Annotated in this window: 22 protein-coding genes and 1 tRNA gene; 4 read left to right on the forward strand and 19 right to left on the reverse strand. The window is 64.7% G+C overall.

Going from position 1 to position 22,791, the window contains the following annotated elements:
* Positions 1-11: 11 nt before the first annotated feature.
* The 9 genes from HW090_RS16430 to HW090_RS16470 all read right to left on the reverse strand — a co-directional run bounded on the left by HW090_RS16430 (position 12) and on the right by HW090_RS16470 (position 11,231).
* Positions 12-1,637, reverse strand: a complete 1,626-nt coding sequence (locus tag HW090_RS16430) for an ABC transporter ATP-binding protein (RefSeq protein ID WP_179114538.1) — start codon at positions 1,635-1,637, stop codon at positions 12-14.
* Positions 1,634-2,563 carry an ABC transporter permease gene (locus tag HW090_RS16435; protein WP_256930688.1) on the reverse strand — a complete coding sequence of 310 codons (930 nt, stop codon included), beginning with the start codon at positions 2,561-2,563 and terminating at the stop codon, positions 1,634-1,636. The genes HW090_RS16430 and HW090_RS16435 overlap by 4 nt, the downstream gene beginning before the upstream one ends.
* Positions 2,560-3,513: an ABC transporter permease gene (locus HW090_RS16440; protein WP_179114539.1), complete on the reverse strand. Its 954-nt coding sequence runs from the start codon at positions 3,511-3,513 to the stop codon at positions 2,560-2,562. The genes HW090_RS16435 and HW090_RS16440 overlap by 4 nt, the downstream gene beginning before the upstream one ends.
* Positions 3,510-5,150: an ABC transporter substrate-binding protein gene (locus tag HW090_RS16445; protein ID WP_179114942.1), complete on the reverse strand. Its 1,641-nt coding sequence runs from the start codon at positions 5,148-5,150 to the stop codon at positions 3,510-3,512. Before HW090_RS16445 ends, HW090_RS16440 begins: the two co-directional genes overlap by 4 nt.
* A gap of 60 nt (positions 5,151-5,210) precedes the next feature.
* A complete protein-coding gene (locus tag HW090_RS16450; RefSeq protein WP_179114540.1) occupies positions 5,211-7,628 on the reverse strand; it encodes a TonB-dependent siderophore receptor in 2,418 nt (805 codons plus the stop codon).
* An 87-nt stretch (positions 7,629-7,715) separates the two neighbouring features.
* Entirely contained in the window at positions 7,716-8,492 is a 777-nt protein-coding gene (locus tag HW090_RS16455; protein WP_179114541.1) for an ABC transporter ATP-binding protein, read from the reverse strand.
* 3 nt (positions 8,493-8,495) lie between these two features.
* Positions 8,496-9,308 carry an ABC transporter permease gene (locus tag HW090_RS16460; protein ID WP_179114542.1) on the reverse strand — a complete coding sequence of 271 codons (813 nt, stop codon included), beginning with the start codon at positions 9,306-9,308 and terminating at the stop codon, positions 8,496-8,498.
* A gap of 229 nt (positions 9,309-9,537) precedes the next feature.
* Positions 9,538-10,488, reverse strand: coding sequence for an MBL fold metallo-hydrolase (locus HW090_RS16465; protein WP_179114543.1), 951 nt, complete (start codon positions 10,486-10,488; stop codon positions 9,538-9,540).
* A 101-nt stretch (positions 10,489-10,589) separates the two neighbouring features.
* On the reverse strand, positions 10,590-11,231 hold the full coding sequence (locus HW090_RS16470) for a DsbA family protein (RefSeq protein WP_179114544.1): 642 nt from the start codon (positions 11,229-11,231) through the stop codon (positions 10,590-10,592).
* Between the two features lie 118 nt (positions 11,232-11,349).
* On the opposite strand from HW090_RS16470, the gene HW090_RS16475 reads away from it, so the two are divergent.
* The gene (locus HW090_RS16475; RefSeq protein WP_179114545.1) at positions 11,350-12,237 is read left to right on the forward strand and encodes a LysR family transcriptional regulator; all 888 of its coding nucleotides are present in this window, start codon (positions 11,350-11,352) and stop codon (positions 12,235-12,237) included.
* A 21-nt stretch (positions 12,238-12,258) separates the two neighbouring features.
* Here the strand turns inward: HW090_RS16475 and HW090_RS16480 are convergent, their stop codons facing one another.
* The 4 genes from HW090_RS16480 to HW090_RS16495 form a co-directional block, all read right to left on the reverse strand.
* Positions 12,259-13,053 carry a class II aldolase/adducin family protein gene (locus tag HW090_RS16480; RefSeq protein WP_179114546.1) on the reverse strand — a complete coding sequence of 265 codons (795 nt, stop codon included), beginning with the start codon at positions 13,051-13,053 and terminating at the stop codon, positions 12,259-12,261.
* Between the two features lie 51 nt (positions 13,054-13,104).
* The gene (locus tag HW090_RS16485) at positions 13,105-14,058 is read right to left on the reverse strand and encodes a D-isomer specific 2-hydroxyacid dehydrogenase family protein (RefSeq protein ID WP_179114547.1); all 954 of its coding nucleotides are present in this window, start codon (positions 14,056-14,058) and stop codon (positions 13,105-13,107) included.
* Positions 14,055-15,272 carry an acyl-CoA dehydrogenase family protein gene (locus HW090_RS16490; protein WP_179114548.1) on the reverse strand — a complete coding sequence of 406 codons (1,218 nt, stop codon included), beginning with the start codon at positions 15,270-15,272 and terminating at the stop codon, positions 14,055-14,057. Before HW090_RS16490 ends, HW090_RS16485 begins: the two co-directional genes overlap by 4 nt.
* Positions 15,273-15,447: 175 nt before the next feature.
* Positions 15,448-16,344, reverse strand: a complete 897-nt coding sequence (locus tag HW090_RS16495; protein ID WP_179114549.1) for a LysR family transcriptional regulator — start codon at positions 16,342-16,344, stop codon at positions 15,448-15,450.
* 290 nt (positions 16,345-16,634) lie between these two features.
* On the opposite strand from HW090_RS16495, the gene HW090_RS16500 reads away from it, so the two are divergent.
* The gene (locus tag HW090_RS16500; protein ID WP_179114550.1) at positions 16,635-16,808 is read left to right on the forward strand and encodes a hypothetical protein; all 174 of its coding nucleotides are present in this window, start codon (positions 16,635-16,637) and stop codon (positions 16,806-16,808) included.
* A 104-nt stretch (positions 16,809-16,912) separates the two neighbouring features.
* Here HW090_RS16500 and HW090_RS16505 read toward each other — a convergent pair.
* The 4 genes from HW090_RS16505 to HW090_RS16520 all read right to left on the reverse strand — a co-directional run bounded on the left by HW090_RS16505 (position 16,913) and on the right by HW090_RS16520 (position 19,010).
* A tRNA-Cys gene (locus HW090_RS16505) sits at positions 16,913-16,986 on the reverse strand.
* Positions 16,987-17,262: 276 nt separating this feature from the next.
* Positions 17,263-17,541: a peptidylprolyl isomerase gene (locus HW090_RS16510; protein ID WP_179114551.1), complete on the reverse strand. Its 279-nt coding sequence runs from the start codon at positions 17,539-17,541 to the stop codon at positions 17,263-17,265.
* A 196-nt stretch (positions 17,542-17,737) separates the two neighbouring features.
* Positions 17,738-18,403, reverse strand: a complete 666-nt coding sequence (locus HW090_RS16515; RefSeq protein ID WP_179114552.1) for a response regulator transcription factor — start codon at positions 18,401-18,403, stop codon at positions 17,738-17,740.
* 55 nt (positions 18,404-18,458) lie between these two features.
* Positions 18,459-19,010, reverse strand: a complete 552-nt coding sequence (locus HW090_RS16520) for a PQQ-dependent catabolism-associated CXXCW motif protein (protein ID WP_179114553.1) — start codon at positions 19,008-19,010, stop codon at positions 18,459-18,461.
* Positions 19,011-19,270: 260 nt separating this feature from the next.
* Here HW090_RS16520 and HW090_RS16525 point away from each other — a divergent pair, with 260 nt between their 5' ends.
* Positions 19,271-19,924: a response regulator transcription factor gene (locus HW090_RS16525; RefSeq protein WP_179114554.1), complete on the forward strand. Its 654-nt coding sequence runs from the start codon at positions 19,271-19,273 to the stop codon at positions 19,922-19,924.
* 58 nt (positions 19,925-19,982) lie between these two features.
* On the opposite strand, the gene HW090_RS16530 is transcribed toward HW090_RS16525, so the two are convergent.
* Positions 19,983-20,255 carry an HU family DNA-binding protein gene (locus tag HW090_RS16530; RefSeq protein ID WP_131183298.1) on the reverse strand — a complete coding sequence of 91 codons (273 nt, stop codon included), beginning with the start codon at positions 20,253-20,255 and terminating at the stop codon, positions 19,983-19,985.
* A 189-nt stretch (positions 20,256-20,444) separates the two neighbouring features.
* Here HW090_RS16530 and HW090_RS16535 point away from each other — a divergent pair, with 189 nt between their 5' ends.
* On the forward strand, positions 20,445-22,310 hold the full coding sequence (locus HW090_RS16535) for a S9 family peptidase (protein WP_179114555.1): 1,866 nt from the start codon (positions 20,445-20,447) through the stop codon (positions 22,308-22,310).
* 38 nt (positions 22,311-22,348) lie between these two features.
* Here HW090_RS16535 and HW090_RS16540 read toward each other — a convergent pair whose 3' ends face one another.
* Entirely contained in the window at positions 22,349-22,771 is a 423-nt protein-coding gene (locus tag HW090_RS16540) for a hypothetical protein (protein WP_179114556.1), read from the reverse strand.
* Positions 22,772-22,791: the final 20 nt, after the last annotated feature.

A 22,791-nucleotide genomic window follows, 5' to 3' on the forward strand; every position in this document is an offset into this window, starting at 1 on the left:
TTCTGTACCCATCAGGACGCCTGAGCCAAATGGCTGCCGGGGATGGCATCGAGCAGTTCGCGGGTGTAGGGGCTGGCGGGGGTGTCGAAGACCTGGCTCGCCGGGCCCTGTTCCACCACCTGGCCCCTGTTCAGTACCAGCACCTGGTGGGCGACGCTGGCGACCACGGCCAGGTCGTGGGAGACCAGCACATAGGCGACGCCCAGCTCCCGTTGCAGCTCGCCGAGCAGGTCGAGGATCTGTGCCTGTACCGAGACGTCCAGCGCCGACACCGGTTCGTCGAGCAGCAGCAGGTCCGGTTGCAGCGCCAGGGCGCGGGCGATGGCCACCCGTTGGCGCTGGCCACCGGAGAGTTCGCGGGGCAGGCGGTCGAGGTAGGCCTGTGGCAGGTGCACCAGGTCGATCAGGCGGCGCGCCGCCTGTTCCAGTTCGCGGCCCTTGGCCAGGCCGAAGGACACCAGCGGTTCGACGATGCTGTCGAAGATCGAGAAGCGCGGGTCGAGGGCGGCGAAAGGGTTCTGCTGCACCAGTTGCATGCGCCGGCGCAGCGGGCGGAACTGGCGCCAGCCGTGGCCGGTGACGTCCTCGCCAGCGAACAGGATGCGGCCCTGGTCGGGTTTCTCCAGGCCGAGGGCGATGCGCAGGGCGGTGCTCTTGCCGGAGCCGGATTCGCCAACGATGGCCAGCGTCTGGCCGGGGTAGACGGCCAGGCTGACGTCTTGCAGGGCCTGGAACACGGCGTCCTCGCCCTTCACGGCGGGCAGTCGGTACTGTTTGCCGACATTCTCCAGGGCCAGTAGCGGCGTGCCGCTGGCGGCGGGGGCGGGTGGTGCACGGCGGGCTGCGAAGGCCGGTGCCGCCGCGATCAGGGCGCGGGTGTAGTCCTGGGTTGGTGCCAGCAGGATTTGCCGGGGCGGCCCCTGTTCGAGCAGGTGGCCGCTTTTCATCACCAGTACCCGGTCGGCGCGGTCGGCGGCCACGCCGAGGTCGTGGGTGATGATCAACAGCGAGATGCCACGCTCGTGCACCAGTCGCTCCAGGTGGTCGAGGATGCGCCGTTGCACGGTGACGTCCAGCGCGCTGGTCGGCTCGTCGGCGATGATCAGCCGGGGATTGCCGGCCAGGGCGATGGCGATCAGCACGCGCTGGCGCATGCCGCCGGAAAGCTCATGGGGGTACTGGCGGGCGCGCAGCACCGGCTTGTCCAGACCGACCTGTTGCAGCAGCTCGACGACGTCTGCATCCACGCCTGGGTAGCGCCTGCCATGGGCGAGGATCAGCGCCTCGGCGATCTGCCGGCCGATGCGCAGGGTCGGATTGAGGCTGACCATCGGGTCCTGCGGTACCAGGCCGATGGTGCGGCCACGCAACTGGCGCTTGCTGCGTTCAGAGGCATGGCTGATGTCCAGGCCGTCGACGTACAACTGTCCGGCGCTGACTTCGGCGTTCTCCGGCAGCAGGCCGAGAATGGCGTTGGCCAGGGTGGTCTTGCCGGAGCCGGATTCGCCGACGATGGCCAGGGTCTCGCCTTGCTCGATATGGAAGGACACGTCCTGCACGGCCTGGGCGGTCTGGCCCGCGGAGCGGTAGGCGACGCTCAGGTGGCGGACGTCGATCAGGGGCTGGCGGTCGCTCATCGCTGGATTTCCTCGAAGGTGCGGGCGATATGGTTGAGGCTGAACACCACGGCGACGAGGAACAGCCCCGGCAGCAGCGAAACCCAGGGCGCGGTGATGAGGAAGTGCCGGCCGTTGGCAATCAGCGTGCCCCATTCGGCTGCTGGTGGCGCCGCCCCGAAACCGAGGAAGCTCAGGCCGGCGGTGGCGAGGATGGCCGCGCCGAAGTCCAGGGTGGCGAGCACCGCCACCGGCCCCCAGGCGTTGGGCAGGATATGCCGCAGCAGGGTGCGTCCCCAGCTCGCGCCACCCAGGCGCGCGGCCTCGACGTAGGGCAGGGTCTTGACCCGCAGCACTTCGGCGCGGGTGGTGCGGGCGAAGCCGGGGATGATGCCGACGCCCACGGCGATGGCCACCGGCAGGGTGCCGAAGCCGATGGCGGTGACGATCGCCAGGGCCAGCAGCAGGCCTGGCAGGGCCAGCAGCACATCGACGAAGCGCATGATCACCGCGTCGATTCGGCCACCGGCGAAACCGGACAGGATGCCCAGGCCGAGGCCGCCGAGCAGGGCGATGCCGACCGCCAGCAAGGCCGCCTGTACCGACAGGCTGGCGCCATGCACCACGCGGGTGTAGAGGTCGCGGCCGAGTTCATCGGTGCCGAACCAGTGGGTGGCGTTGGGGGCAGTGAGCTTGTCGGCGGGCGAAGTGGCATAAGGGTCGAAGCCACTGAGCAGGCCCGGTGCCAGTGCCGCCAGCAGGGAGAAGACGACGATGGCGAACGCCAGCAGGAAGCCGGGGCGGCGCAGCAGTGGTCGCAGGGTATCGAGGCTGCGACGCAGGCGGCTGCTGCGTCGCCACGGTCCGTTGGCCGGGGCTCTTGCGTCGGACGCTCGTTTCAGCAGGACGCCGTTGAAGCGGTCGATGGGCGTATCGGTAGCGCTCATGAGGACACCTTGGGCGTGTGGGCGATGCGGGGGTCGAATGCCGGGTAGAGCAGGTCGACGATCAGGTTGATGACGACGAAGGCCGTCGCCGAGATGGCGACCACCGCCAGCACCACCGGAATGTCCTGGCGCAGGACCGCTTCCTGGGTCAGCCGGCCGACGCCGTTGCGGGCGAAGATGGTTTCCACCAGCACTGCGCCGGACACCGTGTTGCCGACCTGCAGGCCGACCAGGGTGAGGATCGGCAGGGCGGCGTTCTTGAACGCGTGGCGCGCCTGCACCTGGCCCCGGCTGAGGCCCTTGGCGTAGGCGGTGGCGATATACGGCTCGCGCCAGATGCCCTGGAAGCTGCGTTGCAGCACCTGGGCGTAGACCGCCGCACTGGGGATGGCCAGGGTCACCGCCGGCAATACCAGGCTGTCGAAGCCCAGGCTGCCGGTGGCGGGGAACCAGCCGAGGCTGAAGGCGAAGACCTGGATCAGCAGCAGCCCCATCCAGAACACCGGCACCGAGAAGCCCAGCGCGGGCAGGCGGGTCAGCGCCACTTTCAGCGGGCGCCAGCGCACGTAGGCGGTGAGGTAGGCCAGGCCGATGCCGCCCACCAGCGACAGCAGGATCGCCAGCCCGGCCAGGGCCAGGGTCTGCGGCAGGCGTTCGGCGAGCAGCTCGATCACCGGGCGGTTCTGCGTCAGCGACTGGCCGAAGTCGCCTTGCAAGACGCCCAGCAGCAGGTTCAGGTACTGCTCGAACAGGCCCCGGTCCAGCCCGTAGTAGGCACGTGCCTGGGCCAGCGCTTCCGGCGACAGTGACTCGATCTCCAGGCCGGAGGCGCTGAGCATGATCGACAGCGGATCGCCCGGCAGCAGGTAGAGGATGAAGTAGGTGATGCTGTAGGCACCCCACAGCACCAGCAGGGCCTGGGCGACGCGGCCGAGCATGTAGCGGGTCATGGTGCCTCCAGGTCGATGTCATTGAGGAAGGCGAAGCCTTCGGCGGACCAGTGGAAATCCTTCACCCGTGCCGAGGTGGCGGCCTGCCAGAGGCGTTCGTAGATCGGCAACGCCGAGCCTTCGTCGATCAGCAGGTCCTGCAGGTCGCCGTAGGCGCGGGCGCGTTGTTCGCTATCGGTGGCAGTGATGCCGGCGTCGAACAGCGCCAGGGCCTTCTCCAGGGTGTCCGGGGCGTAGGTGCTGGTGGCCAGGGTGACGCTGTTGGCGCTGCGTGGGTCGAGGATGCTCTGCAACACGATGGGGTCGGCGCGGGTCATGTAGGAGGCGACCAGGTCATAGTTGCCCGCCGCATTCGCCGCGGCCCACTCGGCGTAGGTCTTCACGTCCAGTTGCAGGTCGATGCCGGCCTTGCGCAACTGGTCCTGGATCAGCACGTCGCCGGCGGTTTCCTGCGGCGCCAGGTTGTAGCGCAGGGTCAGGCGCTTGCCGTCCTTGTAGCGGTAGCCGTCGTCCGCCTTGCTCCAGCCGGCCTGGTCGAGCAGGCGTTCGGCGCCCGGCAGGTCGTAGGCGAGCTTGGCGCCCTGGCTGCGGAAGTAGGGTGTGGTGACGTCGTAGACACCGTCCACCACCGGGAACGCCGGGCTGTAGACGGTGCTGGCGTAGCTGGCGCGGTCGATGGCCTTCTGCACGGCCAGGCGCACGTCGCGGTCGCCGAGGATGCGGCCATTGCGGGTGTTGGGGTAGAGGTTGAGCGCCGGGCCCGGCAGCGAGCGGCTCTGGATGGTGGCACCGCGGGACTGGAACAGCTCCAGGTCGACCTCGGAGAACGGGTTGCGCGGCCACAGGATGTCTACCTGGCCCTGCAGGAACTGGCCGTTGCGTACGCTTTCCTCCGGGACGTAGCTGACCTCCACGCGGTCGAGGTGGGCTTCGCCACGGTTGCGCACGTTGGCCGAGGGCCAGGCATAGCCGCTGCGCTTGACCAGGCGCAGGCCGCTGGCGGGGGTGTAGCTGTCGAGGATGAACGGGCCGCTGCCGATGACCTTGCCGAGGGAGCGCTCGCGCTCCGTCGCACGGTAGGACTCGGGGGCGAGGATCGACAGGTTGGTGGTCGAGGTGGCTTGCAGGAAGCCTGCGTTGGGTTTTGCCAGTACCAGCCTGATGGTGAAGTCGTCGAGCACTTCGGCATGGTCGTAGCCGGCCAGGTAGGTGGCGCCGAAGGTGCTCGGCAGTTCGCTGGCGAAGGCCTTGTTGCTGTCGAAGGCGGTCTTCACCGCCTGGGCGTCGAAGCGCTCGCCGTTGCTGAAGGTGACGTCGTCGCGCAGGTGGAAGGTGTAGCTCAGGGCGTCGTCGCTGATCTCCCAGCTTTTCGCCAGCCAGGGGATGATCTCACCGTTTTGCGGATCCTGGTCGGTGAGGGATTCGGCGACGTTGCGCAGGACCACGCGGTGCTCGATCCAGTAGACCTGGAAGGGGTCGATGCTGGTCAGGTTGGGGTTGTCGAGGAAGAAGGCGATGCGCAGGGTCTTGCCGGACGTGCTGTCCTCGGACGGCGAGCAGCCGCCCAGGGCGAGGGCGGCGGCGAGGGGAAGGGCGAGGCCCGCCAGGCGGCGGGCCAGGGTACGCAGGGAACTCATCGGCATGGGCGTTTCCTCGTGGAGCGGCCCGCCCCGCGTCCTGCGGGGCAGGCGAACGGGTCAGAAGTCGTAGGCGATCTTGGTGTACCAGAAGCCGCCGGCGGGGCTGAACGGCGGGTTGCCGTAGCGGGCCAGGCCGTTGGCGTTGTAGACGGCGTTCTTGTCCGGGCGCACGTTGAAGATGTTGGTGCCGCCGAGGCTGAGGGTCAGCCGGTCGAAGAAGGTGTAGCCGACATCCAGGTCGGTGACCCACTTGGCGCCGAAGCTGCGGTCGCCGACGCTGTTGAGCGCCAGGGTGCTGACGGAGCCGTAGCGGGTGGTCTGCAGGCTGGTGGAGAGGTTGCCCAGGTTCCAGTTGGCTCCCAGTACCCACTTGGTGCGTGGCGAGGCGACGGTGAGATCGCCTTTGCGGTCGCGACCGATCAGGTTGATGCCTGCGTCGGCCAGCAGTTGGGGCGAGCGCTTGACGTCTTCGATGGTGGTCTTGTTGTAGTTGAACGCCGCGCTCCAGCGTACGTCGCCCCAGCGGCCGAAGTCGGTGCTGTGGTCGGCGACCAGGTCGATGCCACGGGTGCGGGTGTCGAAGGCGTTGGTGTAGAAGTTGACGTAAGTGCCGGCCTGCAACCCGGCCGCGGCGATGATGGAGTTGACCGCGCTGCCGTACACGTTCGAGGTCAGGGTAATGCGGTCGTCGATGTCGATCAGGTAGGCGTCCAGGGTGATGTTGGTGCGTGGCGCTGGTTTCCAGGCCAGGCCAAGGCCCAGATTGCGCGACTTTTCCGGTTTCAGGTCGTCGCCACCCAGGGCCTTGGCCAGGGCGCTGCCGGACGGGGTCAGGTAGGTGACTGCCGGGACTACGTTGCCAAAGGCATCGGTGGTGACGCGGTTGTCGTAGACGTTGTAGGCGATCTGCGTCAGCGACGGGGCGCGGAAACCGCTGCCGAGGGTGCCGCGCAGCGCCAGGGTGTCGGTCAGTTCATAGCGCGAATTGAGCTTGAAGCCGAAGGTGTTGCCCGAATCGTCGTCGTAGTGCTCGACCCGTGCGGCAGCGCCGATGTACCAGCGGTCGCTGGGGTCGAAGCCCAGGTCGAGGTAGCCGGCCACGTTGTTGCGGATCAGGTCGACCTCGTTCTCCGGTCGGATGGTCAGCGCGGCCTGGGCGCCGGAGGCGGCGTTATAGCTGCCGGTGATGTAGGCCGCCTCGTCGCCGGCGAAGGTGCTGTAGCGCTCCCAGCGATGCTCCAGGCCCAGGGACACCTGGGTCGGCAGGCTCAGGTCGAACAGGTTTTCGTAGCTGCGGGTGACATCGAGGTTGTTCACCCACTGCTCGAAGCGGAAGGTGGCCAGGTCATTGAATTTGAGCGGCGAGGCGGTGCCCAGCGAGGGATTGATATTGAGGTCGCTGGAGTGATGGTTGTTGTTGCGACCATAGGTGGTGGAAAGGTCCCAGTCCCAGCCGGCGAGCCGGCCCTTGCCGCCGAACAGTGCCTGGTAGTCGGTGTCCTTGATGTTGTTGACCGGGTAGTAGCCGTTGGGGAACACCTCTGGCACCGACGCCGTGCCATTGGGGAAGCGGTAGTAGTTGTAGGCTTCCGCATCGCGCTCGCCATAGGTGGCGTAGGAGTACAGCGAGAAGTCGTCGGCCAGCGGAAGTTCGGCGTTGTAGGCCAGGTTGAAGGCTTCGATGTCCGGGTCGCCGTTCTTGATCGCGACGCGATCCCAGGCGGCCTCGCGGGCATCGTCGGCGTAGGCGCGCAGGCTGCGGTCGGCCTTGTCGTTCCACTGGGCGGTGCCGCGTTTGCGGGCATCGGCCGACGCGTGGAAGAAGCCGCCGTCGCCCAGCTCGAAGCCCTGGTTGCCGGCGAATTTGATGGACTCGCCCTGGCCCGAGTAGAGCTTGCCGTAGCTGCTTTCCACATGCCCGCCGGAGGCGCTGGACTTGAGGATGATATTGACCACGCCAGCGACCGCGTCCGAGCCGTACTGGGCGGCGGCGCTGTCCTTGAGTACCTCGATATGGGACACCGCGCTGACCGGGATCAGGTCGATGTCCACCGCGTTGGCGCCGCTGTTGTCGATGGAGCCGCGGGCCGCGGTGGCGCCGTTGTGGCGCCGTTTGCCGTTGACCAGCACCAGGGTGTAGACCGGGGCCAGGCTGCGGTTGCTGAGGGGGCGGTTGACCGAGTTGTAGCCGGCGATATTGGTGCCGAAGTTGAACGATGGCAGCAGTTTCGAGATCGCCTCCGACAGTTCGGCGCGGCCAGTCTTGAGCAACTGCTCGCTATTGATGATGTCGATCGGTGCCGGGCTGTCGGCCACCGTGCGCTGCTGGCCGCGCAGGCCGGTGGAAATCACGGTGACGGTTTCCAGGCGTTTCTCTTCCTCGGCGGCCAGGTTCGGCGCCTGGGCGCCCAGGGCCAGTGCGAGGGCCAGGGTCGAGAGAGGGAACAGGCCCAGGGGCTTGGCTGTGTGATGCATACATGATCGTCCTGTGTGTAAGCATGACCGGCACTGGCCCTTGGTTCGGGTACAGGGGTTGGCTATTGATTGGTTACGTCGTGGTGGTCAGATGGCGATCGCGCTGAGCGGATAGCCGAATGGGTTATGGTCCTGGCCGATGTCCTCGGGGTCGTCCTTCTCGACGCCGAGCAGTGCCAGCAGGCGCAGGCGGATCGCGTTGAAGCCGGCGTCGCCGTTGGCGCGCGGGCGTTCCAGTTCGATGCGGATTTCCTCGGCGATATGGCCGTGTTGCAGCACGATGATGCGGTCGGCCAGCAGGATTGCTTCATCGACGTCATGGGTGACCAGCAGCACCGCGGGCGTATGGGCTCGCCAGAGCTGGATGATCAGCCGGTGCATGCGGATGCGCGTCAGGGCATCGAGGGCGGCGAAAGGTTCGTCGAGCAACAGCAGCTTGGGCTCGCGCACCAGGCTGCGGGCCAGCGCCACGCGCTGCGACTCGCCGCCGGACAGGGTCGCCGGGTAGGCATTCAGCCGGTGGGCCAGGCCGACTTCGGTCAGTGCCTGCTCGGCTTTCTCGCGGGGGTTGTCCACGCGCAAGCCGAGGGTCACGTTCTTCCAGGCGCGCTTCCAGGGCATCAGGCGCGGTTCCTGGAACACCGCCGAGCGTGCGGCGGGTACTCGCAGTTCACCCGCGTCGATCGGGTCCAGCCCGGCCAGTGAGCGCAGCAGGGTGGTCTTGCCGGAGCCGCTGGCGCCGAGCAGTGCGACGAATTCGCCAGGGGCGATGTCCAGGTCCAGCCCGTCGATCACGCGGTTCTCGCCGAACTGGCGAACGACCTTGCGCAGGCTGACGGCGGGCGCTTGGGTGTGGGCGTTCATCACTCAGCTCCTCACGAAGGATGGGCGCCAGACCAGCGCGAAGCGTTCCAGGGCACGGATCAGGCCGTCGATCAGCAGGCCGAGGGCGCTGTAGATCAACAGGCAGATGACGATCACGTCGGTGCGCATGAAGTCGCGGGCGTCGCTGGCCAGGTAGCCGATGCCGGCGGTGGTGTTGATCTGCTCGACGAACACCAGGGCCAGCCAGGAGATACCCAGGGAGTAGCGCAGGCCGACGAAGAACGAGGGCAGGGCGCCGGGCAGGATCACGTGCCAGATCAGTTCACGACGATTCAGGCCGAGGGTGTTGGCGGCTTCCACCAGTTTCGGGTCGATATTGCGGATACCGGCGAACAGGTTGAGGTAGACCGGGAAGGTGGTGCCGGTGACGATCAGCGCGATCTTGGTGAACTCACCGATGCCGAACCAGAGAATGAACAGCGGCACCAGCGCCAGTGAAGGGATGGTGCGCAGCATCTGCATGGGTGAGTCGAGGATCACCTCGCCGCGTTTCGACAGGCCGCTGACCAGCGCGGCGGCGGTGCCGATGATCACGCCTATGGTCAGGCCCAGCACCGCGCGCTTGAGGGAGACCAGCAGGTGATAGCCCAGTTCGCCACTGCGAATCAGCTCCCAGAGGGTGCCGCCGATCTCGCTGGGGGCGGCGATCACACGCGAGGGAATGAGCCCGGAACGGGAGGCCAGTTCCCAGAGCAGCAGGATGGCCAGGGGGCTGAGCAGGCGCAGTACGGATTCGGGGACATGCCTGCTGCGTCTGTTCGGAGACGCAATGGCGTGGCGACTGGAGGCTGGCATGAAAGATCCTGCGAGTGGTCTGGTGTGATTGATCGCGTATGTCTGACATGCATAGTATTTTTCTAAAAAATCAAAATGAAATTCTTTTTTGGAATATTGTTATTATTTATATTTCACATATATTTTTAATCTTATATGTGTTTTTTGTATTTGATGGTGAGTGAAGATCCGTCAGTGGAGCCTTCGTTTGCGCTCCACTGACGGGCTTGGGTTCGCGCTCAATGGCCTGTCAGTGCCACTCAAGTTCACCCTTGATGACTTTGGCGCTCAGTTCCAGCGAGCTTTCGCCGCCCAGGTCCGGATAGCGCTGCTTCAGGGCTGCTATCAGTTCCTGCGAGTTGCTGGCCTTGGCGGCTTCTTCATCGAAGGCGCGGATGTAATCGGCGGTGAAGTCTACTGCGCCCAGGCCTTGCGGCAGGCTGCCGACGAAGTGGCCGGGGACGACGACCGTCGGCTCCAGGGCCTTGATCCGGTCCAGGGTTTCCAGCCATTGGGTGCGCGACTCCGCCGTCTGGGTATCGGCAATCCATACATGCTCGCCGAACAGAACCGGAATACCACCGGCCACTGTCTTGATCGACGGAATCCAGACGAAGGTGCGGTCCGGGGTCGGGCCGTCGAGGCCGATGATGTTGAGTTCCTGGCCTTCGAGGACCAGGCTGTCGCCCTCCAGCGGTTGCGGCAGGATGATTTCCTTGGGCGCGTTCTCGGCCAGTTGTGGGCCCCATACCTTGAGCTTTTCTTCCTTTGTTGCCTGGATGTGGGCGATGGTCTGGGGCGTGGCCAGGATTCTGGCTTCCGGGAAGGCGTCATGCAGGGTGTCCAGGCCGAAGTAGTAATCCGGATCGCCATGGCTGATGTAGATGGTGGTCAGGCGCTTGCCACTGGCCTTGATCCGTTCTGCCAGTTTCTGTGCCTGATCCGCAGAGAACTGGGCATCGATCAGGATGGCGTCGTGCTTGCCCTGAACAACGACCGAGGAGACGGCGAAGATCGCCGCTTCGCCTGGGTTGAATACATCGGTGGTCAGGGTTTCTTGCGCGGCTTCGACCCCGGGTTGGGCCTGCGGCGCAGTGGCCTGTGGTGCCTGGGAGACGGGCTCGTCTTTCTTGTCGCAACCCACCAGCAAGGCGCTGATGGCAAGGGCACAGGCCGACAGGGCGAACAGGGATTTTTTCATGTCACTTTACCTTCTTGAGGGTGGAAAGGTCGTTGTGGGGCTGCCCGTCAGGGCGAGTGCTGTTGCCGACACTGGAGTCGACTTGGCCGGCGCAGGGTGGTTCAGTGGCCGTTCTGCAACTCGCTGGCGAACGCCTGGGGATTGGAGAAGATGGCACTGCCGTGCAGCAGGCGCGTCTGGCCGTTTTCTTCGAGGAGGAAGGTCGGAACCCCGCTGGCACCGAGCCGTGCCAGCAGGTCGCGGCCTTGTGCGATACGTTCCTGAGTGGCTTGTCGCAGCGCGGCATCCGGCACCACAAGACGTTGGGCCGCGTCATTCAGGCCAAGCCCTTCGAGGATGTGGGCGAGGATTTGCAGGCTGGTGATATCCAGGCCGTCGACATAGCGCGCGTGCTGGATGGCTTTCAGCGCGTCGAACTCTCGTTCGGCAGCGCTCAGGTGTACCGCGGTCAGGGCCACGGTCGCGGGGCCGCTGTCGAAGAGCTGGCTGCGGTCGGCAAGGACCTTGTCGCGATAGCGCTCGCTGAATGCCTGGCCGGTCAGGCGCTCGATGCGCTGATCGTTGCCCCAGGCGTAGGCCGCGAACTGTTCGTCCATCGGGCGTGCGCCAGCGCCGGAGAACAGGCCGGTTGGAAGCAGGCGCAGTTCCAGGCGGGTACTGGCGAGGATTTCCGGCAAGGGGCCACCTGCGCCATAACACCAGCCGCACAGCGGGTCGAAGAGATAGCTCAGCGTCTTGTTCACAGGAGACTCCTGGGTCCGATGTGGAGGGAGCTTAAAGTCCTTGTGTTGACGAATAAATACATACGATGTAAACGAATTGTCTGTTTTTGACTAACAATAAGGGGCGCCAGACGCTGCCATGCTGTCCAATCTGAATCGTCTTGCTTATTTCGTCGCAGTCGTCGAGACCGGCTCCTTCACCGCTGCCGCTGAGCGGCTGGGTATTACCAAGGCCGTGGTGAGCCAGCAGGTCGCCCGGCTTGAGCGTGAGTTCAGTTGTACCCTGCTGACCCGCAGTACGCGCCGTGTCAGCCTGACCGAGGCGGGCCAGGCTTTTTACTATCGCTGTGCGCTGATCCTCAAGGAGGCCGGGGATGCCTTCGACGAGTTGGCCGAGGCGGCCAGCGAGCCGACGGGTACGCTGCGCATCACTGCGCCATTCGACTATGGCGTCGGCGTGGTCGTGCCCGCCATCGCGGCCTTTTCACAGCGCTACCCGCACTGCAAGGTCGACGCCCGCTTCAGTGATCAGACACTGGACCTCTCCACAGGCGATATCGACCTGGCGATCAGGGTCGGCTGGTTGACCGAGCAACATCTGCAGGCACGGCGAATAGGCGGTTTCGAGCAGCGCATGGTTGCCGCGCCACAGTGGCGTGAGCGTCTGGCAAGCGTTACGCGACCGGACGAACTCAGCGCCTTGCCCCTCGTGGTCAATACGGCGCTGCGCGAACCCACCCGCTGGACGTTTTCTCGTGGTGCGCTGGAGCGCCATGAGGTCTCGATGCGGGGCGATCTCATGTTCAACGCCACGCTGGCGGTTCGCGAGGCGGTCCTGGCCGGGGCGGGGCTGTCGGTACTGCCTGACTATGTGGTGAGTACCGACCTTGTCGAAGGCCGTCTGGTGGCTGTATTGCCGCAATGGAGCCTGCCACGCGGCGATATCCATGCGGTCTTTCCCACGGCACGTTATCGCCCCGTCAAAGTGAGGGCTTTCGTCGATTTCCTGGCCCAGTCCATCCGCTGAGGCAAACACGCTCGCCCGGGGTCAATGCTTGTACGCGTCGCCTTCGCGTTCCAATTGGCGGATCAGCGCATCCCAGTGACGGGCGATGCCGGGGTTCTCGCCGTTGGAGAAGGCTTCGCGCTGGCGTGCGACCTTGTCGATGGCTGCCTGCGGTGCATGCAGCAGGTCGGCATTGCCGCCGGCCTGGGCGGCGATCTGGATATTGCATGCACGCTCCAGCCCATGCAGTTCGCGGAAGGCGTGTTCGACGCTGACACCGCCGGTGAGCAGGCCGTGATTGCGCAGGATGAAGATGTTGCTGTCGCCCAGGTCGGCGATCAGCCGCACCTGTTCGTCCAGGTCCAGCGCCACGCCTTCATAGTCGTGGTAGGAGACCCGGCCGTAATAGGCGAGGGCATGCTGGGACAGCGGCAGCAGGCCATCGCGCTGGGCCGAGACGGCGGCGCCGTCGCGGGTGTGGGTGTGCAGCACGGCCTTGAGGTCGGGGCGCGCACGGTGGATGGCGCTGTGGATGACGTAGCCGGCCTGGTTGATGCCCAGGCCCAGCGGGTCGTCGATGATGGTGCCGTCGATGTCCACCTTGACCAGGTTGGACGCGCTGATCTCGTCGAACAGCAGGCCGTAGGCATTGATCAGGAAGTGTTCTTCCTTGCCTGGCACGCGTGCGGAGAAGTGCGTGTAGATGTGGTCTGTCCAGCGGAACAGGGCGGCCAGGCGGTAGGCGGCTGCGAGCTTGACGCGCACCTCCCATTCTTCCGCGCTGACGCGCTGGCGGATTGTAGTGATCGGGGTGGCGGCGAGTGTGCTTGTGCTCATGGGAAGCTCCAGTGAAAAGGGTAGGCACGTTTGGCGGAAGTGGTACGCGGTTCAGTAGCCGCGTTGGATATCGACCAGGTTGTTCAGTGGCGTGCGCTGGCGGTAGCGCTGGAAGTTATCGACGAAACTGTCGACGAAACGTGTCTTGCCGTCTGTGGACAGCGCCGAGGTGTGCGGCGATATGTGCACCCGTGGATGCAGATAGAGCGGGTGCCCGTTGGGTAACGGCTCGGGGTCGGTGACATCCAGGGTGGCGCGGCTCAGGCGGCCATCCTCCAGGGCTTCGAGCAAGGCCTGCTGGTCGAGCAGGCCGCCACGGGCCAGGTTGATCAGGTGCAGGCCTGGTTTGGCGTGGGCCAGCGCGTGACGGCCGATCAGGTGGCGGGTCTGCTCGGTCAGCGGTGCGGCGATGACCAGGTGATCCGATTCGGCGAACAACTGTTCGATGCCACTGGCCGTCTCGACACCGGGAGCCTCGGCGAGCGGGTGGCCGGGGCGCCCCAGTGCCAGTACCCGTATGCCCAGCGCTTGCGCCTTGCGTGCCAGGGTCTGGCCGATGGCGCCAAAGCCGAGGATGCCCAGCGTGCTGCCCTGCAGCGGCTGCAGGTAGGTGAAGTGCCAATCGTCATTCTTTACCCAGATGTCCGGCAGGCGCTTGGCCCCGGCGAACACGGCGGCCAGGGCGAACTCCGCCACATGGTTGGCATTGGCGCCCTTGGCGCTGGTGACTTGCGGTGCGTCGAACAGCCAGCGCGGGTAGAAGTCGATTCCGGAGGACCCCAGTTGCACCCAGTTCAGCTTCCACGGCCAGCCGGGCGGGGCCTCGGCGACGTTCACGCCACGTACGTTGATCGGCCGGACGATGAATACGCTGGCTTGTTCGGGCAGCTTGCCCAGGGCCTCCGGACCCGGTTCGATATCGACGATGTGCTGGCCCGGCAGGCGCTGGCGCAGGTAGTCGTTGGCGTCGGCATCGAGCTGGCTGGCGATCAGGACTTCGCTCATCGTGCATGCTCCCGGTTGTCGAGACTGGCAAAGGCCGCACGGCCAACGGCGCTGAGGGCGACATCGTCCTGCGGTGTGTGGATTCGGCTGCACAGCACGTCGCGGTAGTGGCGCTCCAACGGATTGCGCCGCGACAAACCGGGGTTTCCGGAGGCTTCGATGGCCAACTCGACGGCCTGGATGGCGTTATTCGTGACCAGGTACTTGAGCTGGCCGGCGTGGCGCGCCTCCAACTGACCGCGTGCGGCGGAGTCGAGCAGCACCCGGTTGTTCAGCAGCAGCGAGTCGATGCGACCGACGATTTCCTGGAAGCGTTGCAGGCTGGACAGCGGTGCGCCGAGGTTGGACGGTGTGCGGGTGGCGAGGAAGTCCACCAGCCAGTCGCGCGCGGCCTGGGCCACGCCGTCATAGATGGCCGGCAGCAGGACCGACATCCACAGCAGGCCTTCGCCATCCAGCTCCGGGCGGGGCGCGCTCCAGGGACTGACGCCGACGGCATGGTCGAGCGGGATCAGCACATCGTCGAAGCGCACCTCATGGCTGCAGGTGGCGCGCATGCCCAGGTGGTCCCAGTCGTCGACGATAGTGATGCCGGGGGTATCCCGGTGCACGAGGTAGCCACCGACCAACGGATCGGCGTCGTCGCTGCGGGCCCACACCACATACCAGTGGATACCGTGGCTGCCGGTCGAGTAGATCTTGCGTCCGCTGATGCGCCAGCCTTCTGCGCTGCGGCGGGCGATGGTCGCGGGCAGGCCGCCGCGTGCCGGAGTGCCCAGTTCCGGCTCGACCCGGAAGGCGTTGACCATGGCGCCATCCTCGACGGCCTCACGGGCAAGGCGATGGCGCAGGTGCTCGGGCCAGCGTTCGTTGGATTGCAGTCGGAAGTGCTGCAGGTACTGCATCACCAGGATCAGTGCGGTGGACGGCTCGCCTTTGGCAACTGCTGCGATGACCTTGCGCGCGGTCGCCAGGTCGCCACCAGCGCCGCCGAGCGACTCCGGTACGGTAAGGGCGAGCAGGCCATGCTGGTGCAGCAGCGCGAAGTTTTCCGTGGGGAACCGGCCGCTGCGGTCATACTCGGCGGCAGTCGCGGCGAGGGTGCGGGTGATTTCGTCCAGCAGGTCATCAAGTTCACTGCCGCCGGGAGCCCTGGGGGCGCGGGTGAACGAAGGTGTGGAGAGGGCGGCGGAAGACGGTGCTGGAACGCTCATGGGCTGCTCGCGATATCGGTCTATGGAGAGCCGGGCAGCCTGTGCTCCTGCCTGGCCCTTGAGACCGTATTCTTATAGAAGCAGCATGTAAAAGTATTTTTGGTTCTATGCTAATTATCAGTTGATTTGATTTATATTCTTTAGAATATGTGTTTTGTTTATATTGTGACTGCTCTCACTCCTGGCTGCCCAAACGCTGGGCGACCACATTGCCGAACAGCTCCACCGGCTCCTGCAGGTTGCCCAGGTAGCGTGGGTGCAGCAGCCACAGGTCGATCATGGGCTTGAAGTCGCTGATGCTGACGGTTTCCAGTCGATCGACATGGCGGCTGTTGGCGAGCAGCGGGGCGGGTACCAGGCCCAGTCCCATGCCGTTGGCCACCAGGCCCAGTTGCAGCTCGGTGCCGAAGGTCTCCAGGTTGATCTGCAAGGACAGCCCCTGTTCCGCCAGGGCGCGTTGCAGGCCGGCGCGGAAGCCGCAGCCGTCGGGGTTCAGTACCCAGCCAAGGGTGTAGCAATCCTTCAGCTTGTAGTGGCGTTTGGGCATGCTGCCTTTGGCCGCGACCACTTGCAGTTGCATGCGGCCGATGGAGTGCCCGGTGATGCCTTCGGGGAATATCTTGCCCGCCGGGAACAGCGCGGCGGCGGCGTCCAGTTCGCCGTTCTCCATCTTGCTGATCAGGCTGCTGCCCCAGCCGTTGATGACCTGGGTGCGCAGATCGGGAAAATCCTCGCGGATCTGCTGCAAGGCGTCGAGCAACACCACGTCGCCGATGGTCTGGGGCACACCGAGGCGCAGTGAACCACTGGGTATGCCGTCGTTGGCCACCAGTTCGCGCAGGGTGTCGATCTCGCGCAGGATCGCCTTGCACTGTTCGTAGACCCGCCAGCCCATGGGCGTCGGCTTGAGTGGCTTGGTGTTGCGGTCAAGCAGGTTGGCGCCCAGGTCTTCCTCGAAGTTCTGCACGCGGCGGGTGATGGCCGGTTGTGTCAATTGCAGGGCTTCGGCTGCCAGGTTGGTGGATTGGCAACGGATGACGGCGACGAAGGCGTCCATGTCATCGATTTTCATGTCGGGCACTCATCATGTGGGTTCATGGGCTGGACCGGGCGCCGCTGGCGATGCGCGCCTGACCGGTCGTGGATTATTGCATCGGACAACAGCGGCTGTAATTTGATTTTTGCATATTGGTATGGACGGGAAATTAACCTGAGTGCCAACGAAGGATATACATCGCCCGTTTGCCCGCAGGTCCAGCCATGTGCTGCGTGCTCGCACCACTGCGAGCGGACTGGTGAACGACTGGCGGTGGGCGAGGCATGCCGGTAGAGTGGCCGCCCCTAGCATGGTCGAGAGATGTCATGGAAAAGAACCCAAACCCCCAACGAATCCTGGCAATCCCCCTGCTGTGTTGCGGTGTGGTCTTCACCATCATCGGCATGGCAGCGGACATCCCCACGTTTTTCTACATGGCCCCCGGCTTCCTGCTGACCGGCCTGGCGCTGCTGGTTTCTTCTCGCAAGCGCCGAGAGTGATAGGCGGGGAAAGTCCTGATTGCCTCGTCACTGCGCCGGGGTGATCACTTTCCCGCAGGCAAAGAAAAAGCCCCGTGAACCAGCGTTCACGGGGCTTTCGAATATGGAGGCCGATGTCGGAATCGAACCGGCGTACACGGATTTGCAATCCGCTGCATAACCACTCTGCCAACCGGCCTCAGTTCCCAAGCTTGTCTGGCAAGCTTCACGAGTGCTTTATGATTAGCAACTCGTTGATTGCATTGGCTTTTTCAAAAGCCTGAAATCGGGATGCGGCGCATTATGACGAATGCTCCGCGGGCTGGCAACACCCGCAGGGCAATTGCATGAAGCTTTTCTTCCCTCCGATTCATGGGGCATGGCCCCAGAAGAGGGTTCTTGTGTCTTTCTCCCTCACTCCAGCCCTCTCCCGCAATCGGGAGAGGGGTAATGAACGCTGGCAATACTTGCCCCGTCACTCGCGGTAGAACACCTGCAGCAGGTGGTAGCCGAACTGGCTCTTGATCGGGCCGTGGATGTCACGCAGGGGCTTCTTGAAGATCGCCTGGTCGATGCTGTGGACCATCTGGCCAGGGCGGACTTCGCCGAGGTCGCCGCCCTTCTTGCCGGAAGGGCAGGTGGAGTGCTTTCTGGCCAGTACGTCGAAGGCTTCGCCGTTGAGCAGGCGTTTTTTCAATTGCAGGGCTTCGGCCTCTGTCTTGACCAGGATATGGCGTGCCATGGCTTTGCGCATTGTCGGTTTCCGCGGGCTGGAGGCTGTGGCGAGCGGGAGGTGGTGAAGGCCTGATGCTGTGTGGTCGGACATGGCCGTCGCATCACCGAGCGCCTTCCTTCGCTGTCTGCCCGAAGGCCGCTCGCAGGAAAATGAAGCGCAATGATAAAGCAACGGTGCGCACCGTGCCGACCAGGCCAGGTGCGCCGTCGTGCGTTCAGCGGCGCAGGTAGGCGGCGAAGTCGATATCGCCGGCGGAGAGGATGGCCTGTACCCGGTTGTGCACGTTGAGCTTGCGCAGTATGGCCGAGACGTGAGCCTTGACCGTGGTTTCGGCGATGTCCAGGTTGTAGGCGATCTGTTTGTTGGATTCGCCCTTGGCCATGCGTTCGAGCACCAGCAGTTGCTTGCGCGTCAGTGCCTGCAGCAGCTCCGGAGGAATGCCCGGCTCGCTGTGCTGCGAGCTGCGCTGGGAGGTCTTCTGGCTGCGGATGATGTCCGAGGGCAGGTAGACGTTGCCGTTGAGGATCTGCTCGATGGCTTCGGTCATCTGTGCCCGTGGCGAGGACTTTGTGATGAAACCCACCGCGCCATAGGTGATGGCTTGCAGGACCACCTGTTTGTCCTGCTCGGCGGAGACGATCACCACCGGGATGGTCGGTGCCTCGTTGCGCAGGTTGATCAGGCCGTTGAGACCGTGCATGCCGGGCATGTTCAGGTCCAGCAGGATCAGGTCCAGGTCGTCGTGTTCGAGGGTCAGGGCGAGCGCGGCGTCGAGGTCCGAGGTCTCCATGATCTGGCTGCCGGGGAAACCGTCGCTGATGACGTTTTGGATTGCTTCGCGAAACAGTGGATGGTCGTCTGCGATAAGAATCTTGTACATGGCAGGTTACCTTTATCTTGTTGTTGTGATTATGGCGTGGCGTGCTGCCGGCGCTTCAAGGCGCCGCGAAAGGCTCCGGTGTGGCGTCATGCAGGGGCAGGCCGGCCTGCTGCCAGCCGTCGATGCCGTCGCGATACCAGTACAGCTGCGTATAACCCATGGCCTGTGCGCGCCGCGTGGCATTCCAGCCCAGCCAGCAGTCGGAGCGGCAATAGAACACGATCGGGGCATCCTTGCGATTCTGGCTGAGTCTTTCCAGGTTGCGGGTGAAATATCTTTCCCAGTCAGGCGCCAGCGCGCCATCCCCGGTATTGGCCAGCCAGATGCTGTCGGGCAGGTTGCTGTGGGGCTGGTCTTCGATGAATTGCCCGAAGCGCCAGGTGCTGCGGAACACATCGATCAGTACGGCGTCTGGCTGGCGTTCGAGTAGCTGGCGCAGGGCGGCGGTGTCGACCGTCACGGCCCCGGGCGCCTGCTCGGGCGTCGGGCTCCGGTAGTGCTCCTGGCGGTAGCCTTCGGCATTGAACAGGGGCAGCTCTTCGCCGGCCTGCGCGTTGCCCAGCAGCAGAGCCACGACCAGCAGGGGTAACAACAGTATCTGTCCCATCGACTGTCCTGTACGCCTTGATGACTTGGTTTTCATTACAGGGCAAAGGGTGTTGCTTTGGAATCCTACGTTGGTGAATGAAACCAGTACCAAAGTACTGGTTTTCGAGCCGGTGCGGCGCGGTGCGCCGGGGCTTTTCGCCAAAGTAGTACGGGGGCGATACCAAGGTAGTAGGTCGATGCCGTGCCGCGCTCTCTAGGATGGGGCAAAGGCCCGGCGCTTGACGCGCCCGGAGCGGTTGGCAGGCGAGGGCACAGCCTATGAAGATTCTGTTGGTGGACGATCACGCGATGGTGCGGCAAGGCTGTGCGAGCCTGTTGCGCGTGCTGCTGCCCGAGGCCCAGGTCAGCGAGGCGCGGGATGGCGAGGAGGCCTTGCTGAAGATCCAGGCGGACATTCCCAGCCTGGTCATCATGGACATCGGCTTGCCAGGCATCAGCGGCCTGGAGACCACCCGGCGCATGCTGGTGCGCCTGCCGCAATTGCCGGTGCTGTTCTTCAGCATGCACGACGAGTTGTCACTGGTACGCCAGGCCATGCAGGCCGGTGCCTGTGGCTACGTCACCAAGAAGGCTTCGCCGGATGTACTGGTGGAGGCGGTGCGGCGGATTCTGGCGGGGTATCCCTATATCGAACAGCCGCTGGCCACGGAGCTGGCTTGCCAGCCACAGTCGGACGCCAGCGAGAATCCCAGGCTGCGCGGCATGACCCAGCGTGAGTTCGAGATTTTCGTGATGCTGGCCAAGGGAATGCCGGCCAAGCGTATCGCCGAGCAACTGTGCATCAGCGGCAAGACGGTTTCCAACTACCTGACGATGCTCAAGAGCAAGCTGCAGGTCAGCTCCCATGCGGAACTGGTGCACCTGGCCATCGATACGGGGGTCTTGCGGGTGGGGGGAAGCGTGGCGGGGTAGAACGTCCCCGATGGAATCCTGCGTGAAACAGGTTCTATCGATCGGGGACGCGGATGACTCAGTTCACGGCGTCTTTCAGACCTTTGCCGGGCTTGAAGCCAGGCAGCTTGGCCGCGGCGATCTTGATCGTGGCGCCAGTCTGCGGGTTGCGGCCATCACGGGCTGCACGCTCTTTGACTGCGAAAGTACCGAAACCGACCAGGGCTACGCTGTCGCCTTTCTGCAGAGCTGCGGTGACGGTGTCGGTGAAGGCATCCAGTACACGGCTGGCGGTGGTCTTCGGCAGGTCGGCGGACTCGGCGATCGCTTCGATCAATTCGGCTTTGTTCACGAGAATATCTCCATGGTTTCAGGGGGCGCCCAGTATAAGCAGGCGTCGAAGGTATTGCCTGCAAAATTTCAGGTGTCGTTTCGGCGACAGCCTGTAAGGTAGCCGCCAAGGGTGACAGGCTACAACAAATATGATGGCTGAATGGACGATGGCGACCTATGGTCGCGGGATCGTGTCATGGTGCTGAAAATGACTAAAACCACATTCGGGTTCGGTTTCTGGCCCGGCGACTGGAGTGCTGACCAGGCGGCTGCCGCCAGTGGCGATTTCGCCGAGTTGCAGGCGGGGCACGGCGGCCTGTTCTGGACCCTGTTCGAACCGACGCTGGGCGCGTGCCGGCTCTGGTTTCATCGCGACGGACAGGCACGTTGCCTGACGCCGGCTGGGTTCTCGCTGCGCAGCCGGGTCTATGAGTACGGGGGCGGCGCTCTGTGCATGACCGAGCGGGGCGTGGCCTTCGTCAACGAGTCTGACCAGCAGCTCTACCAGCAGACGCTGGAGGGCGCGCCGCAGCGGGTATCACTGCGCGAAGGTTGCCGCTATGGCGACCTGTGTTTCGACCCGCAGCGACAGGCCTTGCTGGCGGTCGAGGAAGAACAGGGCGACCAGGGCGTCATCCACCGCCTGGTCAGCATCGGATTGGCCGATGCGCGGCGCACGGTGGTGGCCGAGGGGCGGGATTTCTATGCCGGGCCCTGCCTGTCGGCGGATGGCTCCACGCTCGCCTGGATCGAATGGCAGCGCCCCGAACAGCCTTGGACATGCACGCGTCTGTGCCAGGCGCAGTGGGGGGCAGGCGGCTGGCAGGGCGCGCAGTGCCTGGCTGACAGAACGGCCGGAGGGCAGGACGTGTCCTGGCAGCAGCCGCGTTTCTGCCGTGAGGGGCAGTTGTATTGCATGGGCGATGCCGATGGCTGGTGGCAACCCTGGCGCTGGACGGAAGGCAATATGCGACCGCTGATGGCGGACAGCCGCTTCGACCATGCGCCAAGCCCCTGGCAACTCGGTGTGGTCAGCTACCTGCCACTGGGTGATGAACTGCTGCTGTGCCGTCTCGACCAGGGCTTCGGGCATCTGATCCTGCGGGATGGGCAGGGCAGGGAGCGGCGCCTTGCAGCCGATTTCAGCCGTTTTCGCCAGTTGTCCTGGGACGAAGGCTTCTTTTATTGCATTGCCGCCGCCGAGGACCGCTTGCCGGCCGTGCTCGCCATCGAGCGTCGCACGGGGGCCGTGCGCGTACTGGCGGGCGGAGCGTATCCCGTGCCGCCCGAGCGCGTGTCTCGGCCACAAGCGCTGTGCTTCGAGAGCGGCGAAGGCAAGGCCCATGCGTTCTTCTATCCGCCGGTTGTCGCGCCAGGCCTGGATATGGGGGATGAGCGCCCCCCGCTGGTGGTCTTTCTGCATGGCGGACCGACATCGGCCTGCTACCCGGTATTCGATCCGCGTATCCAGTTCTGGACGCAACGCGGTTTTGCCGTGGCCGACCTGAACTACCGGGGCAGCAGCGGTTTCGGGCGCGAGTACCGCCAGTGCCTGCGGGGTCAGTGGGGCGTGTTCGACGTGCAGGATGCCCATGCATTGCGCAACCATTTGGCTGATGAGGGGCTGGTCGATGCCGGACGGACATTCATTCGCGGTGGCAGCGCTGGAGGCTATACAGCCCTGAATGCGTTGGTGGGGAACACCTGTTTCCGTGGCGCTGCGAGCCTCTATGGCGTCAGCGATCCACTCAGCCTGCGGCGCGTCACGCACAAGTTCGAGGCCGACTATCTCGACTGGCTGATCGGCGATCCGCAACGCCAGGCCGCTCGCTACAGGGCGCGTGCGCCCTTGCACAATGCGCAACGGATCGAGACGCCGGTGATTTTCTTCCAGGGTGGGCAGGATGCCGTGGTGCTACCGGAGCAGACTGCCTCGATGGTGGTGGCCCTGCGCGCCAGGGGTGTGCCGGTCGAGTACCGGTTGTATGCGCAGGAACGACATGGCTTTCGCCAGGCGGAAAACCTCGCCGATGCGCTTATGTGCGAGCTGCGCTTCTACCAGGCGCTGCTGTGAGCGCCTGGTGTATCTGAGGCCGGTGCGCGGGGCGCGCCCTACGGATTTTCCGGGCGACTGACTTCGATAAACCATTTGGGCTGCATGGCGTGGAAGTCGGTTCGCAGGTTTTCCGGCAGGTAGCTGGCGGAGTCCAGTACCAGTGGCCGGCCCTGCTGCCGGGAAAACACCACCCAATGCCAGAAATTCCGCCCTTCCACTTCATGGTGCTTGATCGATAGCAGTGCGAGGTCGGGCAGGTTGTCCCAGGAGGTGAACGGGTTTTCCTGCTCTGAGGTCCTGACGCCCGCCATGGCGAGCAGGCGGCGTACGTAACGGGTATCGGACCAAAGTGCCTCGTCCTCGGCGTGGATGCCCAGCGCGTTGGCGATTTCCTTCATCTGCGCGTAAGTGTGGCCAAGGATATTCGCCACCGCGGCGATACCGCAGCCGGAAGGTTCTTCCTGTATCACGGGGTTCATTGTGGAAATTCCTGTTTCGC

The organism is Pseudomonas sp. ABC1 (assembly GCF_013395055.1).
GTDB lineage: Bacteria > Pseudomonadota > Gammaproteobacteria > Pseudomonadales > Pseudomonadaceae > Stutzerimonas.

What these genes read in the sequence shown, in the direction of transcription:
- HW090_RS16540 (WP_179114556.1), bottom strand. Translation starts at nt 22,771, where the DNA reads ATGAACCCCGTGATACAGGAAGAACCTTCCGGCTGCGGTATCGCCGCG.
- HW090_RS16515 (WP_179114552.1), bottom strand. Translation starts at nt 18,403, where the DNA reads ATGTACAAGATTCTTATCGCAGACGACCATCCACTGTTTCGCGAAGCA.
- HW090_RS16480 (WP_179114546.1), bottom strand. Translation starts at nt 13,053, where the DNA reads ATGAGCACAAGCACACTCGCCGCCACCCCGATCACTACAATCCGCCAG.
- HW090_RS16510 (WP_179114551.1), bottom strand. Translation starts at nt 17,541, where the DNA reads ATGCGCAAAGCCATGGCACGCCATATCCTGGTCAAGACAGAGGCCGAA.
- HW090_RS16450 (WP_179114540.1), bottom strand. Translation starts at nt 7,628, where the DNA reads ATGCATCACACAGCCAAGCCCCTGGGCCTGTTCCCTCTCTCGACCCTG.
- HW090_RS16520 (WP_179114553.1), bottom strand. Translation starts at nt 19,010, where the DNA reads ATGGGACAGATACTGTTGTTACCCCTGCTGGTCGTGGCTCTGCTGCTG.
- HW090_RS16525 (WP_179114554.1), top strand. Translation starts at nt 19,271, where the DNA reads ATGAAGATTCTGTTGGTGGACGATCACGCGATGGTGCGGCAAGGCTGT.
- HW090_RS16490 (WP_179114548.1), bottom strand. Translation starts at nt 15,272, where the DNA reads ATGAGCGTTCCAGCACCGTCTTCCGCCGCCCTCTCCACACCTTCGTTC.
- HW090_RS16430 (WP_179114538.1), bottom strand. Translation starts at nt 1,637, where the DNA reads ATGAGCGACCGCCAGCCCCTGATCGACGTCCGCCACCTGAGCGTCGCC.
- HW090_RS16455 (WP_179114541.1), bottom strand. Translation starts at nt 8,492, where the DNA reads ATGAACGCCCACACCCAAGCGCCCGCCGTCAGCCTGCGCAAGGTCGTT.
- HW090_RS16500 (WP_179114550.1), top strand. Translation starts at nt 16,635, where the DNA reads ATGGAAAAGAACCCAAACCCCCAACGAATCCTGGCAATCCCCCTGCTG.
- HW090_RS16475 (WP_179114545.1), top strand. Translation starts at nt 11,350, where the DNA reads ATGCTGTCCAATCTGAATCGTCTTGCTTATTTCGTCGCAGTCGTCGAG.
- HW090_RS16440 (WP_179114539.1), bottom strand. Translation starts at nt 3,513, where the DNA reads ATGACCCGCTACATGCTCGGCCGCGTCGCCCAGGCCCTGCTGGTGCTG.
- HW090_RS16435 (WP_256930688.1), bottom strand. Translation starts at nt 2,563, where the DNA reads ATGAGCGCTACCGATACGCCCATCGACCGCTTCAACGGCGTCCTGCTG.
- HW090_RS16460 (WP_179114542.1), bottom strand. Translation starts at nt 9,308, where the DNA reads ATGCCAGCCTCCAGTCGCCACGCCATTGCGTCTCCGAACAGACGCAGC.
- HW090_RS16535 (WP_179114555.1), top strand. Translation starts at nt 20,445, where the DNA reads ATGACTAAAACCACATTCGGGTTCGGTTTCTGGCCCGGCGACTGGAGT.
- HW090_RS16445 (WP_179114942.1), bottom strand. Translation starts at nt 5,150, where the DNA reads ATGAGTTCCCTGCGTACCCTGGCCCGCCGCCTGGCGGGCCTCGCCCTT.
- HW090_RS16465 (WP_179114543.1), bottom strand. Translation starts at nt 10,488, where the DNA reads ATGAAAAAATCCCTGTTCGCCCTGTCGGCCTGTGCCCTTGCCATCAGC.
- HW090_RS16495 (WP_179114549.1), bottom strand. Translation starts at nt 16,344, where the DNA reads ATGAAAATCGATGACATGGACGCCTTCGTCGCCGTCATCCGTTGCCAA.
- HW090_RS16485 (WP_179114547.1), bottom strand. Translation starts at nt 14,058, where the DNA reads ATGAGCGAAGTCCTGATCGCCAGCCAGCTCGATGCCGACGCCAACGAC.